Annotated in this window: 18 protein-coding genes; 15 read left to right on the top strand and 3 right to left on the bottom strand. The window is 57.3% G+C overall.

Annotation, left to right across the window (positions count from 1 at the left end):
- Positions 1–36: 36 nt before the first annotated feature.
- The 11 genes from BQ8290_RS13475 (at position 37) to BQ8290_RS13425 (ending at position 10,764) form a co-directional block, all read left to right on the top strand.
- Complete coding sequence (locus BQ8290_RS13475; protein WP_337661411.1) at positions 37–279, top strand: hypothetical protein; 243 nt, start codon at positions 37–39, stop codon at positions 277–279.
- Positions 280–295: 16 nt separating this feature from the next.
- Complete coding sequence (gene mce / locus BQ8290_RS13470; protein WP_108791134.1) at positions 296–730, top strand: methylmalonyl-CoA epimerase; 435 nt, start codon at positions 296–298, stop codon at positions 728–730.
- Between the two features lie 69 nt (positions 731–799).
- On the top strand, positions 800–3,049 hold the full coding sequence (gene scpA / locus BQ8290_RS13465) for a methylmalonyl-CoA mutase (RefSeq protein WP_108791132.1): 2,250 nt from the start codon (positions 800–802) through the stop codon (positions 3,047–3,049).
- Between the two features lie 192 nt (positions 3,050–3,241).
- Positions 3,242–3,703: a DMT family transporter gene (locus tag BQ8290_RS13460; protein ID WP_108792424.1), complete on the top strand. Its 462-nt coding sequence runs from the start codon at positions 3,242–3,244 to the stop codon at positions 3,701–3,703.
- Positions 3,700–4,737: a biotin synthase BioB gene (gene bioB / locus BQ8290_RS13455; protein WP_108791130.1), complete on the top strand. Its 1,038-nt coding sequence runs from the start codon at positions 3,700–3,702 to the stop codon at positions 4,735–4,737. Before BQ8290_RS13460 ends, bioB begins: the two co-directional genes overlap by 4 nt.
- A complete protein-coding gene (locus BQ8290_RS13450; protein ID WP_108791128.1) occupies positions 4,734–5,567 on the top strand; it encodes an alpha/beta hydrolase-fold protein in 834 nt (277 codons plus the stop codon). The genes bioB and BQ8290_RS13450 overlap by 4 nt, the downstream gene beginning before the upstream one ends.
- Positions 5,539–6,378 carry a heme-dependent oxidative N-demethylase family protein gene (locus tag BQ8290_RS13445; RefSeq protein WP_337661410.1) on the top strand — a complete coding sequence of 280 codons (840 nt, stop codon included), beginning with the start codon at positions 5,539–5,541 and terminating at the stop codon, positions 6,376–6,378. The genes BQ8290_RS13450 and BQ8290_RS13445 overlap by 29 nt, the downstream gene beginning before the upstream one ends.
- Positions 6,375–6,791: a lysozyme inhibitor LprI family protein gene (locus BQ8290_RS13440; protein WP_337661409.1), complete on the top strand. Its 417-nt coding sequence runs from the start codon at positions 6,375–6,377 to the stop codon at positions 6,789–6,791. The genes BQ8290_RS13445 and BQ8290_RS13440 overlap by 4 nt, the downstream gene beginning before the upstream one ends.
- On the top strand, positions 6,791–8,092 hold the full coding sequence (locus BQ8290_RS13435) for an O-acetylhomoserine aminocarboxypropyltransferase (RefSeq protein WP_108791124.1): 1,302 nt from the start codon (positions 6,791–6,793) through the stop codon (positions 8,090–8,092). Before BQ8290_RS13440 ends, BQ8290_RS13435 begins: the two co-directional genes overlap by 1 nt.
- A gap of 111 nt (positions 8,093–8,203) precedes the next feature.
- Positions 8,204–10,252, top strand: a complete 2,049-nt coding sequence (locus BQ8290_RS13430; protein WP_108791122.1) for an ATP-binding protein — start codon at positions 8,204–8,206, stop codon at positions 10,250–10,252.
- A 233-nt stretch (positions 10,253–10,485) separates the two neighbouring features.
- Positions 10,486–10,764, top strand: coding sequence for a hypothetical protein (locus BQ8290_RS13425; RefSeq protein WP_108791120.1), 279 nt, complete (start codon positions 10,486–10,488; stop codon positions 10,762–10,764).
- Positions 10,765–10,805: 41 nt separating this feature from the next.
- Here BQ8290_RS13425 and BQ8290_RS13420 read toward each other — a convergent pair whose 3' ends face one another.
- The 3 genes from BQ8290_RS13420 to BQ8290_RS13410 are packed head-to-tail and all read right to left on the bottom strand — an operon-like array spanning position 10,806 to position 13,245.
- The gene (locus BQ8290_RS13420; protein WP_108791118.1) at positions 10,806–11,576 is read right to left on the bottom strand and encodes a cyclase family protein; all 771 of its coding nucleotides are present in this window, start codon (positions 11,574–11,576) and stop codon (positions 10,806–10,808) included.
- The gene (gene aroB, locus BQ8290_RS13415; protein WP_108791116.1) at positions 11,573–12,688 is read right to left on the bottom strand and encodes a 3-dehydroquinate synthase; all 1,116 of its coding nucleotides are present in this window, start codon (positions 12,686–12,688) and stop codon (positions 11,573–11,575) included. Before aroB ends, BQ8290_RS13420 begins: the two co-directional genes overlap by 4 nt.
- Positions 12,679–13,245, bottom strand: coding sequence for a shikimate kinase (locus BQ8290_RS13410; RefSeq protein WP_108791114.1), 567 nt, complete (start codon positions 13,243–13,245; stop codon positions 12,679–12,681). The genes aroB and BQ8290_RS13410 overlap by 10 nt, the downstream gene beginning before the upstream one ends.
- A gap of 38 nt (positions 13,246–13,283) precedes the next feature.
- On the opposite strand from BQ8290_RS13410, the gene BQ8290_RS13405 reads away from it, so the two are divergent.
- The 4 genes from BQ8290_RS13405 to BQ8290_RS13390 are packed head-to-tail and all read left to right on the top strand — an operon-like array spanning position 13,284 to position 17,256.
- On the top strand, positions 13,284–13,493 hold the full coding sequence (locus BQ8290_RS13405) for a hypothetical protein (protein ID WP_108791112.1): 210 nt from the start codon (positions 13,284–13,286) through the stop codon (positions 13,491–13,493).
- The gene (locus tag BQ8290_RS13400; protein ID WP_108791110.1) at positions 13,490–15,388 is read left to right on the top strand and encodes a hypothetical protein; all 1,899 of its coding nucleotides are present in this window, start codon (positions 13,490–13,492) and stop codon (positions 15,386–15,388) included. The genes BQ8290_RS13405 and BQ8290_RS13400 overlap by 4 nt, the downstream gene beginning before the upstream one ends.
- 10 nt (positions 15,389–15,398) lie before the next feature.
- The gene (locus tag BQ8290_RS13395) at positions 15,399–16,286 is read left to right on the top strand and encodes a tyrosine recombinase (RefSeq protein WP_108792420.1); all 888 of its coding nucleotides are present in this window, start codon (positions 15,399–15,401) and stop codon (positions 16,284–16,286) included.
- Positions 16,287–16,296: 10 nt separating this feature from the next.
- Positions 16,297–17,256: an acetyl-CoA carboxylase carboxyltransferase subunit alpha gene (locus BQ8290_RS13390; protein ID WP_108791108.1), complete on the top strand. Its 960-nt coding sequence runs from the start codon at positions 16,297–16,299 to the stop codon at positions 17,254–17,256.
- Positions 17,257–17,324 lie beyond the last annotated feature (68 nt).

Here is a 17,324-nt window from a genome sequence, read left to right as displayed (position 1 = left end):
AGCGGAGGTTATGCGCGGTGGTAGGAGAGGACCCTATTGCCAACGCAGAAATCTGCGCTCACATTGCCCGCGATGTTCGTTGCGATCTTCACCGGGGCCATGCTTTTGATGACGCTGTATTGCGCGTTTATGGTCGTAGGCGCGTGGCGAAATCCCGAAAATTGGCACATCGATGGCGAGACGAAAGAGGTGGTGTTTCACTCTTGGCTCGACATCGGAATATTTTGCACGATCGGCGCCGTTTGCGCCTTGGTTGCGTTGTTGGGTCTAATCTTTTGAATTGGGAAGATGTGCGATGAAACTTGGCCGGTTAAACCATATTGGCGTTGCGACGCCTTCGATCGCGGATTCCATAGTGCATTATCGCGATGTGATGGGCGCGACGGCCATCACCGAACCGTTTGATCTGCCCGAACAAGGGGTAAAGGTGTGTTTTGTCGACACGCCCACTGACACCGGTTTGAACGGCACTCAGATTGAGTTGATCGAACCCTATGATGAAAGCTCGCCGATCAACGGATTCCTCGCGAAGAATCCGGCCGGCGGCCAGCACCATGTCTGTTTCGAAGTGCCCGATATCGAAGCCGCGCGCGCCGACTTTGATGCGTTGGGCAAACGCATCCTTGGCCCAACGCGCATTGGTGCGCATGGCACGCCGATCTTTTTCCTTCATCCCAAAGACATGCAGGGCATGCTGACGGAAATTATGGAAACGCCAAAGGATCATTGAACGCGGCGTCGCGCATCCCATCAAGCTTGCTAGGTTTCGTTCACCCAGCGATTGTGCTTAGAGGCGTGCATGACTGAAAAACCGACCCCCGCCGATTGGAAAGCCCTAGCCGATAAAGAGAGCAAGGGGCGCGACCTTACCTGGGAAACACCAGAAGGTTTCGCGATCAAGCCGCTTTATACCAAGGACGACCACGCGGATTTTGATGCCGGGCTACCCGGATTTGCGCCGTTCACCCGCGGCGTAAAAGCGTCAATGTATGCGGGGCGGCCATGGACGATCCGGCAATATGCGGGTTTCTCCACGGCGGAAGAATCCAACGCATTTTATCGCCGCAATCTGGCTGCGGGGCAAAAGGGGCTATCGGTAGCCTTCGATCTCGCGACGCACCGGGGTTATGATAGCGATCACGAACGCGTCACCGGCGATGTTGGTAAAGCCGGCGTGGCGATCGACACGGTCGCTGATATGCAGATCCTGTTCGATCAAATTCCGCTCGACACGATGTCGGTTTCTATGACGATGAACGGCGCGGTTATTCCTATCCTCGCATTCTATATCGTCGCAGGCGAACGTCAGGGTGTGAGCGCGGAGAAGCTTTCGGGCACGATCCAGAACGACATCTTAAAAGAGTTCATGGTTCGGAACACTTACATCTATCCGCCCGAACCCAGCATGCGGATTGTTTCGGATATCATCGCATACACATCGGCCAACATGCCGAAATTCAACAGCATTTCCATCAGCGGCTATCACATGCACGAAGCCGGGGCGACAGCGGTTCAAGAGCTCGCCTTTACCATCGCGGATGGCAAGGAATACGCCGAAAAAGCGATGGCGACAGGCCTTGATATTGATGCGTTTGCTGGCCGACTTTCATTCTTTTTCGGGATCGGCATGAACTTCTTCATGGAGATCGCCAAGCTGCGCGCCGCGCGCACGTTGTGGTATAATGTGATGGACGGTTTGGGCGCGAAATCAGACCGGTCCAAAATGCTGCGCACACACTGTCAGACCAGCGGCGTGTCGTTGCAGGAACAAGATCCATACAACAACGTGATGCGCACCACGATTGAGGCTATGGCCGCAACATTGGGCGGAACCCAATCGCTGCACACCAACGCATTGGATGAAGCCATCGCGCTGCCGACGGACTTCTCCGCTCGCATCGCCCGGAACACGCAATTGGTCCTGCAAGAGGAAAGCGGCATCACCAATGTCGTCGATCCCTTAGGTGGATCGCACTATATTGAAGCGTTGACCGCGACACTGGTTGAAGAGGCGGAAAAACTGATTGCAGAAGTCGATGCAGCTGGCGGCATGACCGCATACGTTGCGACCGGCGCGCCCAAGGCCGCGATTGAGCGCGCGGCGGCGGAGAAACAAACCGGTATCGACAAAGGCGAAACTGTTATCGTCGGCGTGAACAAATATCAGCTCGCCAAGGAAGAGCAGATCGACACGCTCGACATCGACAACGCCGCCGTGCGCAAAAGTCAGATCGAACGCATCGCCAAAGTGCGCGAAGGTCGCGATGAAGCCGCATGTCAGGCGGCGTTGCAGGCATTGGCTGAGGCGGCGGCTGCGAACCCGGCGACCCACCGCGAAGCCGTCGCAAGCGGTCGAGATGAAAACGGCATTCCATTGCCTCCATCAAAAATCGCCGAACTTGAAAAGATGGCCGACGTCAATCTGTTGGGCAAAGCGGTGGAGGCCGCGCGCCACGATGCGACATTGGGCGAAATTTCGGCGGCGATGGAACAGACATTTGGCCGTCACGACGCAACACCAAAACCGGTGAGCGGGGTTTACAAAACTGCCTATGAATTCGACCAACGTTGGGCCCAGGTTACCGGCGGTGTGGACGCGGTGGAACGGCGGTTGGGCCGAAAGCCGCGGATAATGGTCGCCAAAATGGGCCAAGACGGTCACGATCGCGGAGCCAATGTAATCGCATCGGCCTTTGCCGATATGGGTTTTGAAGTTGTCTCAGGCCCCTTGTTCCAAACACCCGAAGAAACGCGAGATATGGCGCTGCGCAAGGACGTGGATGTGGTCGGCGCATCTAGCCTCGCCGCGGGCCACAAAACGTTGATCCCAGAACTCATCCGCTTACTAAAAGAAGCGGGTCGCGGCGACATCAAAGTTACTGCGGGCGGCGTTATCCCTCCGCAAGATTACGACTTCCTGCGCGAAGCAGGCGTACAGGGGATTTACGGTCCCGGATCAAACGTGGTCGAATGCGCGGCGGATATTCTGACGCTGTTGGGGCACAATATGCCGCCGCTTGGTGAAGGGCTTGATGAGGCAGCCGAGTAGTGTGGAAGGCACACAGCCGGTTTGCTTCGATAATCGGAGTTCCACTCTTGCTTGCGTACAGCGGACAATTATAGGGTTTCTATCGCGCGGCACCATTGATCGCTGTTGCTGCCATTTCGGTCGGCATGATGCATCTTTCTCGTGTGCATTTCCAGTGAGCTGCGGAAAAACAATTTTGCGTTGCGGGGTCAAATGAACCTTTCCACTGACACATTCGCCGCGCTCGCTCTGCTGATGTTTTTATCGGGCATCGGCATCCCCATTATGGCCACATTAAACGGCGGGTTGGGCGCCCAACTGGGCAGCCCGATTGCCGCTTGCCTGATCTTGCTTGGGGTTGCCGCAGTGATTGCCGGCAATTTGATGCTTTTTACAGGTAATGTCCCTGCCGCGCAAAGCTTCACGTTAGACAGGCCCATCCTCTATTTGGGCGGGGCATTTTTCCTGTTCTATATCCTCTCGATCACATGGGCAGGGCCAAAGATGGGGATCGGTAACGCGGTATTCTTCGTGTTGCTTGGCCAATTGGTGGCCGCAGCGGCGATTGATCACTATGGCCTATGGGGCGCGATCAAAACAGAAATCACGGTGCGCCGTATCGCTGGCATCATGTTGATGGCAGCAGGCGTGTATCTGGCAAGGAAGACGACATGAGCACCATCCGCAACGATTGGACCCGCGATGAAATCGCGACCCTTTTCAATCTGCCCTTCACAGAGCTGTTGTTTCAAGCGGCCAGCGTCCACCGCGAGAACCATCCGCCGGAGCAAATCCAACTGTGCACGCTGCTGTCGATCAAGACCGGCGGTTGCCCCGAAGATTGCGGATATTGCTCTCAGTCGGTGAAAGCCGATAGCGGCGTTGAAGCGACCAAGTTGATGGATGTTCAGGCGGTGTTGCAACGCGCGGCGCAGGCCAAGGATGCGGGAAGCCAGCGGTTCTGCATGGGCGCAGCATGGCGCAATCCGAAAGACCGCGACATGCCCGCGATTGTAGAGATCGTTAAAGGCGTTAGCGACATGGGGCTGGAAACCTGCATGACGCTTGGCATGTTGGAGCCGCATCAGGCCGACATGCTCGCCGAAGCGGGCCTCGACTATTACAACCACAACATCGACAGCAGCCCAGAATATTATGAGCGGGTGATTTCTACACGCGATTTTCAATGCCGCCTTGATACGTTGGATCACGTCCGCAAATCGGGCATCAATGTGTGCAGCGGCGGGATCGTCGGTATGGGCGAAACACGCGATGATCGGGTGGGCTTCATCCACACGCTCGCCACGTTGGAGGCGCATCCCGAAAGCGTGCCGGTCAACGCGTTGGTTCCGGTAAAAGGCACTGTTTTGGGCGATATGCTCGCCGACACGCCGATGGCAAAGATCGACGATATCGAATTTGTTCGCACGGTCGCGGTCGCGCGCATCACGATGCCGATGAGCATGGTCCGGCTTTCTGCGGGCCGCGAAAGCATGAGCGAAGCGACGCAGGCATTGTGCTTCCTGGCGGGTGCGAACTCGATCTTTACCGGCGACAAATTGCTCACCGCGCCCAATGCGGGTGATGACAGCGATGGGGCTCTGTTTGCGAAACTGGGCCTAACCGCTCTGCAGCAGGAGGAACCCGCGCGTGCTATGGCGAACGGCACCCTTGCACAACAAAACACGGTTAGCGAGCCCGCCGAGTGATCAGCGCCTTCGCCGCGACGCTGTTGGTGCTGCAACCTGTTGGTGATTTTGCACCGCTGACCATCGGTGAAACCGCCACGTTCCATATTCTGGACGAAGACCGCGCGGTGAATGTCATTTTGCCGCCGGACTATAACGACCATCCTGATCACGTTTGGCCGGTTGTTTATATGCTCGATGGGGCATTGGATCAGGATTTGATGATGGGTGCAGGCATAGCCGGTTGGAACCGCCTATGGGGCCGAAGTCAGTCGGTGATTTGGGTCGGGGTCGAAACGAAAGATCGGCAACGCGAACTGCTTCCGCCAACACGGAATGATGCAGAGGCGGGTCGTTACCCGACCGCCGGGGACAGCGCGATTTTCCGTAACTGGTTGGTGAACGCGGTGATGCCGCGCATTGCCGAACGGTATCGTACGGACGGGGCGTATTTGGTGGGGGAAAGCGCGGCCGGACATTTCGTGGTTGAAACGTGGATCGAAACGCCCGCCGCTTTTGCAGGATATGCGGCGATTTCGCCCAGCCTTCAATGGGACGAAGAAAGCCTTTCGAACCGGTTTGATGCCGGCGACCCTGTGCGACCTGCGCTTTATATTTCTTTGGCTGACGAAGGCGGCGCCACTGAAAGCGGCGTCATGCGCGCCATCGGCGCAATGCCGACCGATCAACCATGGTGTTTTTCCGACCGGCGCAGCGATTTGAAACATGCCACCTCGTTGCACGGCCTTTTGCCGGAGGCGCTGCAATTCCTGCTCCCAACACGAGCCGATTGGTTGGAGGAATTTGGCTTCGAATTGCGCTGTGACCAAAGCGGTCCAAAGGCGGGGTGAGGGCGCATTGAGCGAAAGCGCGCTTGGATTTTGCGTCGATGCTCTTTTGCCGAAAGCGCGCGGCGGCGGACAATTGCGCATGGGCCTTGTCCGGTTGAGCGAAGACGAATGGCTACAACCTGTTCCCGACCTATCCGCACGCCGTGCGGGTTTTTCCGACTGGTCAGAGGGCGTGCAGCTTACACCAGAGGCTGACGCGCCGGGACGCGAATTGGCCGGAATGATCGGCGTTGAAGGCGGTTTGCCAGAGGCCGCGGCGGCGTCGCACGAAGACATGTGTTTGCTGACCCTGCGGGACGATGAAGAGGTCTATCGGCTGATCGGAGCTGCTGTCGCATGGCCTTCTGACTGGCACCCAAAAGACAAAATTGGCCTGCCCTTGCGCGCGCTCCATGCACCGATTGCAGGGTATGAGGCGCAGCTGGCGACGGGCGTGGATCGGTTTATGGAAACGCTCAAACCCGGCGCGATTTATGGGCGGTGCAATTGGTTTATCGCCGCCACGGGTGAGCGGCGATGGCTCGAAACCCGCTCCCCTCTAGACGCTTTTGCTCATGTCACGTCGGCGAACGCTGGCGATACATTGTTTGTGCGCTCCGAACGTCAAACATTGCGACGACTGCCAAAAACAGGCGCAATCCTTTTCACGATAGGCATTTATGTCGACCCCTTGGGTACGTTGACGGACGGAAACATCGCCATGCTTGCCAAGGCTACACAAAATCTTGTTGCGGGGGAGGGTGACCGGCGCGGCGCGCCTGCCTATGCTGATGCTCTGGCCGGATTTGCCGCACAAAGGAACGCCTTATGATTGCTGTTCATACGATCGCCGCGCTGTTGTTGATGGGGATCAACGACGATCTGCCCGTCTGCAACGCCGAAGCGGCGGAACAGGGTATTCAGATGGAGATGAACATCTGCGCTTTTCGTGATTTCCTGATCGCGGATGCGGAACTCAACGCACAATGGCAGATCACCCGCGACGCGATGCGCGAACGCGATGCGAACTTTGCCCGGTACAACGATGGTGACGATCGCCCCGGCTATTTCGATACCTTATTGGAGGCGCAGCGCGCATGGCTGTCCTATCGCGATGCCCACTGCCGCAGCGAAGGGTATTATGCCCGTGGCGGCAGCTTGGAACCCTTGCTGACTTCGACGTGCAAAACCGCGCTGACTGAGGCGCGCACCAAACAATTACGCGAACTTGTGGAGCTACCCTGATGACCGATTTGCCGCCCGACACCCGTCCCGAAACTCTAAGCGTTCATGCCGGCACGGCCCCTGATCCGACAACCAATGCGCGGATCACGCCGATCTATCAAACCGCATCCTATGTTTTTGACAGCCCGGATCACGCGGCGAACCTGTTTTCACTGGCGGAATTCGGCAACATCTACACCCGCATCATGAACCCCACGAACGATGCATTAGAAAAGAAAGTCGCAGCGTTGGAAGGCGGCGTTGGCGCGCTGGGCGTTGCATCGGGCCACGCGGCACAATTGATCGCGTTTCACACATTGATGGAACCGGGCTGCAACATCGTAGCCGCCAAGAAATTGTACGGCGGATCGCTCAATCAATTGGGCGAAGCGTTCAAGAAATTCGGTTGGGAAACGCGTTTTGTTGATGCGGATGATCCAGAGAACGTGCGCGCCGCGATGGATGACAAAACGCGCGTAGTGTTCATCGAAAGCCTCGCCAATCCCGGCGGTGTGGTCAGCCATATTGGGCCGATCGCAGACATAGCCCACGCAGGCGGTGTCCCGTTGATGGTGGACAACACCATGGCCAGCCCGGCGCTGTGCCGCCCGTTTGAACACGGGGCGGATATTGTGGTCCATTCGACCACCAAATTTCTGAACGGTCACGGCAATGCGGTTGGCGGTGTGATCGTCGATAGCGGCAATTTCGATTGGAAGGCGCAAGCCGACAAATACCCATCTCTAACCCAGCCCAATGGGTCCTATCACGGGGCGATTTTGGTCGATGCATTGGAGCCGATTGGCCCAATTGCATTCATCATTGCGTGCCGCGTTCTTGGATTGCGTGATCTTGGTCCGGCCATGGCGCCGATGAACGCGTTTTTGGCGCTCACTGGGATGGAAACACTGCATCTTAGAATGGAGCGGCATTGCGCCAATGCGCTGGCTCTGGCCCAATGGTTGGAGGGCCATGAAAAGGTCGCTTGGGTTAGCTACGCTGGCCTGCCTTCAAGCGAGTATCATGCCAACGCTCAGAAATATCTCGGCGGGCACGGTGGGGCCGTCTTCACCTTTGGGCTGAAAGGCGGATTTGAAGCGGGCAAAGGGCTCGTGACGAACGTGAAACTGTTCAGCCACCTCGCCAATATTGGTGACACACGCTCGCTTATCATTCATCCCGCCTCCACCACACACAGCCAACTTGACGAAGAAGGATTGGTCGCAGCCGGAGCCGGTCCCGATGTCATCCGTGTGTCTGTGGGCATTGAGCATATTGACGACATAAAGGCGGATTTGGATCAGGCGCTCGCCTCATTGTAAATTTTGCCTTCGATCCCCGCGCTGCAACCCCACTTCCGATAGGTTGATTGGTGCGGGGTAAGGCGGCATAGGCTGCTGCCACAGTTAAGTTGCCAATTTTGGAGCCTCGATTTGTTTTCGAAAATTCTGATTGCCAATCGCGGCGAAATTGCATGCCGCGTTATTCAGACAGCTAAGAAAATGGGGATCGCCACCGTGGCGGTCTATTCCGATGCAGATCGAAACGCCCCGTTCGTACGATTGGCGGATGAGGCCGTGCATATCGGTGCGTCGCCTGCGGCAGAAAGCTATTTGATCCCTGAAAAGATCATCGCCGCGTGCAAAGAAACCGGCGCGGAAGCGGTGCATCCGGGCTATGGCTTCCTCTCTGAACGCGCTAGCTTCGTCGAAGCCTTGGCCGCAGAAAACATCGCCTTTATCGGCCCACCTGCCGGTGCGATTGCCGCGATGGGTGACAAGATTGAATCCAAGAAACTGGCAAAGGCCGCGGGCGTCAATGTGGTCCCCGGTTTTGTCGGCGAAATTCGTGACACCGATCACGCCGTCGAGATCAGCGACGACATCGGTTACCCGGTGATGATGAAGGCCAGCGCCGGAGGCGGCGGCAAAGGTATGCGGCTTGCTTGGTCTGAAAAGGACGTGCGCGAAGGCTTTGAAGCCACCAAACGCGAAGGGCTAAACTCCTTTGGCGATGATCGCGTTTTCATTGAAAAATTCATCGAAAACCCGCGCCATATTGAGATCCAAATCCTTGGCGATAAACACGGCAACATTCTGTATCTGAATGAACGAGAATGTTCGATCCAACGGCGTCACCAAAAAGTCGTCGAAGAGGCACCGTCGCCATTCGTGACCCCCAAAATGCGCAAAGCGATGGGCGAACAATCTGTCGCCTTGTCCCGCGCGGTGGATTACCATTCGGCCGGCACGGTTGAATTGATCGTGAGCGGAGCGGATCCGACCGGGGAAAGCTTTTATTTCCTCGAAATGAACACACGTCTTCAGGTGGAGCACCCTGTCACAGAAGCGATCACGGGCATCGATCTGGTCGAACAGATGATCCGCGTTGCGGCAGGCGAAGCGCTTTCCATGACGCAAGACGACATCGGTATTGATGGGTGGTCGATTGAAAACCGCGTCTATGCCGAAGATCCCTATCGCGGCTTCCTGCCATCAACCGGACGGCTTGTGCATTATTCCCCATCGGTTCCCGGTTGGACCGATGACGGCGAAGTGCAGGGCAAAGCGCGCCGCGGTGTGGCCCATGGCGCAGGCAGTGTGCGCGTAGACGATGGCGTCTTTGAAGGCGGCGAAGTGTCCATGTTTTACGATCCCATGATCGCAAAATTGATCACATGGGCGCCAACTCGCGAAGGTGCCGCTGACCTTCAGATTGAGGCGCTTGATCGTTTTCGGATCAAGGGATTGGGCCACAATGTCGATTTCCTTAGCGCGATTATGCAGCATGAGCGGTTCCGTTCAGGCGAATTGACCACTGGTTTTATCGCGGAAGAATATCCCGATGGATTCGTCGGTGCCCCGGCCAATGACGCGTTGATGCGTCAAATGGCGGCGCTGTTTGCGGGCGCTGAATTCACCAGCCAAGTGCGTGCGCGCCAAATTTCAGGTCAATTGAACTCAGCCGAAAATCCGCCTTCTGATTGGATGGTGAAAATCGGCGATCGCGCGTTTGATGTCACGCTTGAAGAAGGCGGCGCCGAAGTTGACGGCGAGAACGTTCGGGGCACGTGGGATTGGGAAGTCGGCATGCCGATCGCAATGGTCACCGGCGATGGTTCCGAAACCCACGATATGGCGGTTCAGGTTGAACGCGTGGGTGTGCGGTGGCGGATGACCACCCGTGGGGCTTCACACGAAGCGATCGTGTTGCCTGCGCGCGTTGCGCCGCTGGCCGGTCATATGATCGAGAAAGAGCCGCCCGATCTTTCCAAGATGCTGATTTGTCCAATGCCGGGCATGCTGGTGAAACTGCATGTGAGCGAGGGGGAAACGGTTCAACCGGGTCAACCGCTTGCCACGGTCGAAGCGATGAAGATGGAAAACATCCTGCGCGCGGAAAAAGAGGCTACCATCGCCAAAATCAACGCCGAAGAAGGTGAAAGCCTTGCTGTTGATGCAGTGATTTTGGAATTGGATTGACGGTTTCGGCGTAGACAGCGCCTTACAATCTTAGCCTTCGCCGCAATCTTAGGTGCCCAAGACTAGGGTAACCTGCGCATGGTTTTGTATTGATCCGACAATTTCATGCATGGATGCGGGTTTGTCCACACCATGACTGGCAAATGCGCCCTGATTAAGGGACGATCTTCTTACCGAATCGGGTTTGTCGCGTTCTTGGACGGTTGCGGCGACCCCATTTAGGGAGATCGAATGTGGCTAAAAAAGGCACCGGTTATTTCGACCGGAAAGGGAACTTCTTCAAAACGGGCCGGGAGGCAACCGAAAGCGATCTGGCGGCATTGCTGGGTCAAATCGGCGACGGCGAAAGCTTGGCACCCGGGATCGCGCACACGATTTTGGACCGGCGGTTGGAGATTGAGCGTCTGTTTGGTGAACACGATGAAATGATGGCAGAGGAAGCGGCCGGTAAGGGCGCAAAGCTTGCCAATATTTCCGACAAGGTCACAAAAATCCAACGACCCGCAGGCTAAGCGCGAACATCCGGACCCGACGATTGGTCGGGCGTACGACCTTACCCGTCGAGCATCGCAACCGCGCGTATCCAACCGGCGCTGGCGCGTTCAATTTTCACTGGGAAACAGCTGAACGTGAAGCCATGCGCGGGTAAGTTTTCCAAATTGGTTAGCTTTTCGATTTGGTAATAGGGGCGGATTCGTCCCGCCTTGTGGCCTTCCCAAATGATCGATGGATCGCCTGTTTCGGCCCATTTCTTCGCCGTGTGGCTGAACGGAGCATCCCAACTCCACGCATCGGTGCCTACAACTTCGACGCCGCGCTGCGTTAGCCACAAGGTGGCTTCTGCGCCCAGACCCACGCCTTGATCGGTGAAATTGTCTGTGCCGTAAATTGCGCCCGATTGGATCAACACAATGTCGAGCGGTTGAAGCGTGTATTCAATCGCTGCAAAGGCAGCCTCCAATTCGGCCGCGGTGACGACATGGCCGTGGGGCAAATGAGAAAAATCCAACTTTACGCCGGGCCGAAAGAATCGATCCAGCGGCGCTTCGTCGATGCTGGGTGCGGGGGCCGCGCCATCATTGGTGGTGGAATGGTAATGCCACGGCGCGTCCATATGGGTGCCGTTGTGCGTCGACAATTCGAGCATTTCGACAGCCCACCCTTCTCCATCGGGCAGATCGTCTTTTTCTAGGCCGGGAAAAAACATGGCGATTTGGGCCCATGTGTCCTCATGCGTCATATAAGTGACTTTGGGGCGCATCACTTCGGGGTCTGAGATCACGTCATTGGTGATCGGAATGGAAAGATCGATAAATTGGGTCATGCGCGCTCCAATTCCGCATCAAGAAACGCGGCTACATCAGACAATGCGACGTTGCGCGCCATATAGGCAGCGCCAATCCCTTTCAGCAGCAGGAAGGGCAGGTGGTCGCTTTCCATTTTCTTGTCGTGCCGCATGTGATCGACCAAGCGTTCGCCGTTGCATCGCATCTGCAACTCGGTGATTTTTGATCGAAGGCCGGACGCCGCAATGGCGGTTTCCACACGGTCGGCATCGACGGCTGTCATTTCCTCACGACGGGCGGAATAACGCGCCGCCAAAACCATCCCAAGTGCGACCGCTTCGCCGTGGAGAAGTCGGTCGGAAAAGCCGGTTTCCGCCTCCAAAGCATGGCCGAATGTGTGGCCCAAATTCAGCAAAGCGCGCACGCCGGTCGTTTCGCGCTCATCCTCTGCGACGATCTTTGCTTTTGCGCGGATGCTGGTGGCGATCGCGTGTGATAGAGCCACCGGTTCCCGCGCCAGGACATCGGCTGCGTTCTTTTCCAGCCATTCGAAAAAGCCGATATCGCCAAGCGCGCCGTATTTGATCACTTCGGCGTAACCGGCGCGCATGTCGCGATCGGGCAATGTGTTCAAAACCAATGGATCGATTAACACGGCGGACGGTTGGTGAAAGGCACCGATCAAATTCTTGCCGGCACCGGTGTTGATCGCGGTTTTACCACCGACCGAACTGTCCACTTGTGCCAACAAGGTGGTCGGGATTTGAACAAAGCCGCATCCGCGTTTCATCACGGCGCAAGCAAAGCCGGTCAAATCACCGACAACCCCGCCGCCCAAGGCAAAAACACGATCCGATCGGGTGACGCCCAAGGCCAAAAGCCAATCGGTCAAACGTTCCAAAACCGCCCAGCTCTTTGCGCCTTCACCGGGCTCCACGACGAACCAATCGGCCGTGTGCCCGGCGGAGTTAAGTGCTTTGTCTACGCGTTCAGCAAAGATTCGATGCGTGTTTGTATCCGCAACAAACGGCACTTTGCGATCGGGCGCGGGTAGGTAATCGGTGGCCCATTCGCCAATCCGGTCCAACAACCCCGCCTCTATCGTCACATCGTAAGCGCGCCCGGCCAACGCCACATCAATCACAGCCATTCGTCTATTGCCTCAATAATTGCGCGCGCAGTGTCGGAGTGCGGGCCGTCATGGCTCTCAACCCGAATGGGGGCCTGAGCGTAGAATTGTTGTCGTGCGCCCATCAAATCGGTCAGGATCTTCCGAGGATCACCATTTCGCAGCAACGGGCGCGTGTTGCGGCGCGATGTTCGTTCAACCAGAGTGTCGATATCGCAATCGATCCACACAGCAAGACCGCGTTCCAAGATGATTTGCCGCGTTTCGGTGTCAACGAACGCCCCGCCGCCGGTCGCAATGACGCCGGTGCTCTCTTCGATCAGGCGTCCGATTACGCGGCGCTCTCCATCGCGGAAATACCCTTCGCCAAATTCATCAAAAATCTCTGGGATGGATCGTTGGGCGGCCTGTTCGATGGCATCATCGGCATCAACAAAGTCGCGATTCAACATGCTTGCGAGCCGCCGTCCCACGGTGGATTTGCCCACGCCCATTAAACCGACCAACACAACAGGTCGGTCGAGCCGCCTTGAAATTGCGGCGATATCGGTTTGGGTCAAAGGCACGTTCGCGGTCATTGCCCCATCGCCTATAGATGGGGTAGAGCGCGCGCAACATGTCTAAACAACGCATTCTCCCACTTGAACTGTCGGACACCGCGGCGAAAACCGGTGGTCGCAAGTGGGCGATCTATGGCGTTTTGGCGGTGGTCGTCTTGTTGGTGATCGCGTATATTGACGGCGGCGAAGAGCCGATCCGACCTATCGAACAACAAATTGCGCTGCCTCAGGCGGGCGGCAATTCCATCAATTCGGGTGAAGAATGATGAAACGCGGTGTTTTGACCACGGGAACAACATCGGTGGCTTTGGCGGTGGCGTGCCTCGGCGCGGTCGCGGCATCTTGGGTTAGCGCGCAGGAAGCGCCCGAATCGCTGCTGCCACCTGGATTCGATGATCCAATTCCCGCACCAACGCCTGCGCCTCCGCCAACCGTAGCGCCTCCGGTTGCGCCGGTCGGCCCCGCACAACCTGTAACCGGCCCAGCGACAGGACCGGCGACGGGCCCTGCGCCGGCTCCGGGCGCTCCTTTGCCCGGCAATATTCCGCCTGCGCCGCAATTGTCCGAGGATGAGCTATCCGGGCTGCCATCGCTCGAAGAGCTGGAAGACCTTTCGACTGATCAGCTGGATGATCTGTTGGGGCTAAAACCGAAATTCGACATTCCTCCAGCTGCCCGTCGATCATTGGCGCAAGTGGGCGTGATTTCTCCACAAGAAGGCGGCTTGCCGATTGCCGGTCTTGCCAATCAACCGGAGAATCTGGTCCGCGCCATTCTCGCAGGGATGCGCGGGCCGATCGTGTCGCGGTGGGGGCACATTCTGACGCGCCGCACCATGGCGAGCCGTCTGGCCGCACCCGAAGGCATGGACCCGGTCGAATTTGCGACCTTGCGTGCGGGCGTTCTGAATTCAATTGGCGAATATGCTGTCACGCGCGGGCTTGTTCAGGATGTCGACACGGGCAATTGGTCTGAGGCAATGACCAGCCAAGCGTTGACCGCTTATATTGCGTCATCGGATTTGGTTGGCGCGTGTCCGGCGGTTCGTTTGCAGGGATCATCGCGTGAAAATCCCGAATGGGTGATGATGCAGGCCATCTGCAACGCCTATGCGGGTGAAGGTGCGCTGGCCGGATCGCAATTGAATGGTGCGCAAAATGATGAAATTGCGCCGGAAATCGATATTTTGCTGGCCCAGCGTTACGCCGGTGCGGCCGGCCGTGGGCGCGGCGGCACCACTGTAAGTTGGGATGGCGTAGAAGAATTGACCCCATGGCGTTTTGCGATTGCCAACGCGGTCGGCGACACCATTCCGGCTGCTTTGTTGGAAAGCGCGCTTTCTGGGCCGCGCGGTGTGTATTACCCGCTTTCTGCAGCGTCTGCGCCGATGTTACCGCTTTCAACAAGGGCGCAATATGCCGAAGTCGCGGCGAGCCGCGGCGTGTTGTCAGCTTCGGCGATGGTTGACCTGTATTCACAAGTCTATTCCGACAATTCCATCAGCGGCGTCGCGACACAGCGTGCAGTGCGCTTGCGTGAGGCGTTTGTCGGCACCGATGCGAACACGCGCATTGCCGCGATGAAAGGGCTTTGGGGAGAGGGCGATGCGGGCTTCTCTGGCCAAATCCTAACCGCCTATGCTGCGGCGCGGATCGCACCCTCGGCCGAAAATGCCGATGACGCCGGTGATTTGATCGCATCCATGTTGACGGCCGGGCTTGATCGCGATGCGGCGGCTTGGCGTGATGTTGTGGAGCCGGGATCGTTGGCGTGGGCGTTGATTGCTCTGTCTGATCCCAACGGCGGCAACGCGACCATCGAAGGGGTGGACGCATTCTACGGCGGCGACGACAGCGAAGAGGCGATGAAATCGGCCTTTCTTGTCGCCGGATTGGCTGGGCTTGATCGTTTGAGCATGGCCGACGCGAACAATTATGGCGCAGATCTGGGCCGCATCACCCGCTGGACCCGCGTTATTGGGCGCGCTGCAGAGGTGCGAAACCCAACCATGGTGGCGATGCTCGCCGGCCTAGGCATGCAAGGGGAACAATGGTCCCAGATGACCCCGCTGCACCTCTATCATGTCGTATCTGCTTTGCGCCAAGTGGGCATGGAGGCCGAGGCTCGCTTGATAGCCGCAGAGGCGGTTGCGCGGATTTGACGAGGCGCTGATGTCGGCGGCGGTTCAATCGTTTCTGGATATGTTGGCCGCAGAACGCGGCGCGGCGGCAAACACTGTGTCCGCTTATCGTCGGGATTTGGACGGTGCCGAAGAGGTGGTCGGAGAACTGGCCAAGGTTGATCGTGCACAAATCGAAAAGCTGGCCGGCGCTTGGTCTGCATTGGCCCCATCCACGGTGGCACGCAAAGCATCCGCCTTGCGTCAGTTTTTTGGGTTCGCGTTGGACGAAGGATGGCGCGAGGACGATCCCTCTGGCGCTTTGCCCAAACCACGGACCCGACGGCCGCTTCCCAAAGTGTTGGGGCATGATGCGGTTGAAACGTTGATGTCGCGCGCGGAATTGGAGGCATCGACCGGTAAACCCGCCGCTGTCCGGCAATTGGCTCTCATTGAAATGCTCTACGGATCGGGCCTCCGTGCGACGGAACTTGTGGGATTGCCGCTATCCGCTGTGCCGCGAGATGCGCCGATGATAACTGTGATGGGCAAGGGCGGTCAGGCGCGCATGGTCCCGGTTAGCGAACGGGCGCAAATGGCATTGTCGCGGTGGATTGAGATTCGTCCCAGCGATCCAGCGTCAAAATTTCTTTTTCCATCACGCGGTGGAAAGCACCTGTCGCGGGTACGCCTTTTTCAATTGCTGAAAGAGCTTGCCGCACGGGCCAATCTTGATCCAACCGGCATCAGCCCGCATGTCCTACGTCACGCATTTGCCACGCATTTGTTGGAGGGTGGCGCAGATCTTCGGGTGCTTCAAACACTGCTTGGTCATGCCGATATTGCGACCACACAAATCTACACCCACGTCGATGCGGCGCGGTTGGTGGAGCTTGTAAATTCACGACACCCGCTTGCCACACGCGAGCGTTCCGATTAGCGGTTCTGACATGATTTCTTACCTCGAATTCGAGAAACCGGTTTCCAGCCTTCAAGACCGCATTGCAGAATTGCGCGGCGTTGATGCAGATCACCAGGTTGATGTGGCATCTGAGATTGAGCGTCTTGAGGGCAAGAGCGCGGAATTGTTGGCGAGCACCTATGCCTCGTTGACTCCGTGGCAAAAAACCCAAGTTGCTCGGCATCCGCAGCGTCCGCATTTCCGCGACTATGTCAAACACGCCTTCACCGATTTCATGCCTTTGGGCGGCGATCGGTGTTACGGTGAAGACGAAGCGATCATGGGCGGCTTTGCCAAACTGAATGGCCCGGATGGCGTTGGACGGCGCGTGATGTTGATCGGCCACGAAAAAGGGCACGACACACACAGCCGGATCAAACACAATTTTGGCATGGGCAAACCCGAAGGGTATCGCAAAGCGATCCGTTTGATGGAGCTTGCAGGTCGATTTGGTCTTCCGGTTGTCACCTTGGTCGACACATCGGGTGCGTTTCCGGGAATTGAGGCGGAAGAACGCGGCCAAGCCGAAGCCATCGCCCGTTCGACGGAAGCCTGCCTTGCCTTACCGGTGCCAATGGTTGCGGTCGTCGTGGGTGAGGGCGGCTCCGGCGGAGCCGTTGCTTTGGCCAGTGCGGAACGCGTCTTGATGCTCGAACATTCGGTCTATTCGGTGATCTCACCCGAAGGCTGTGCATCGATCCTTTGGCGCACATCGGAAAAAGCATCCGAAGCCGCGCAAGCCATGAAAATCACCGCCCAGCACCTAAAGCGGCTGAACGTGATCGACAGAATTGTAAAAGAACCTATCGGGGGCGCCCACCGCGATGGGCAAATGATGGCCCGAAACCTTGCGAATGTCCTGACCGAAGAGCTTGATAAATTGAGTGAAATGGACAGCGAAACATTGAAGCGGATGCGCGAAGAGCGGTTCTTGCAATTGGGTGGATGACGTGCGGGGGGCTTGCCCCCGTGGCCTACATTCCCGATAGTTGATCTCGTACAAAAAGCCGTTGGCGG

This window comes from Erythrobacter sp. Alg231-14, from assembly GCF_900149685.1.
Lineage (GTDB): Bacteria > Pseudomonadota > Alphaproteobacteria > Sphingomonadales > Sphingomonadaceae > Erythrobacter.
The sequence above is the reverse complement of the archived record's forward strand: the minus strand, read 5'-3'. Positions and strand labels throughout refer to the sequence as shown.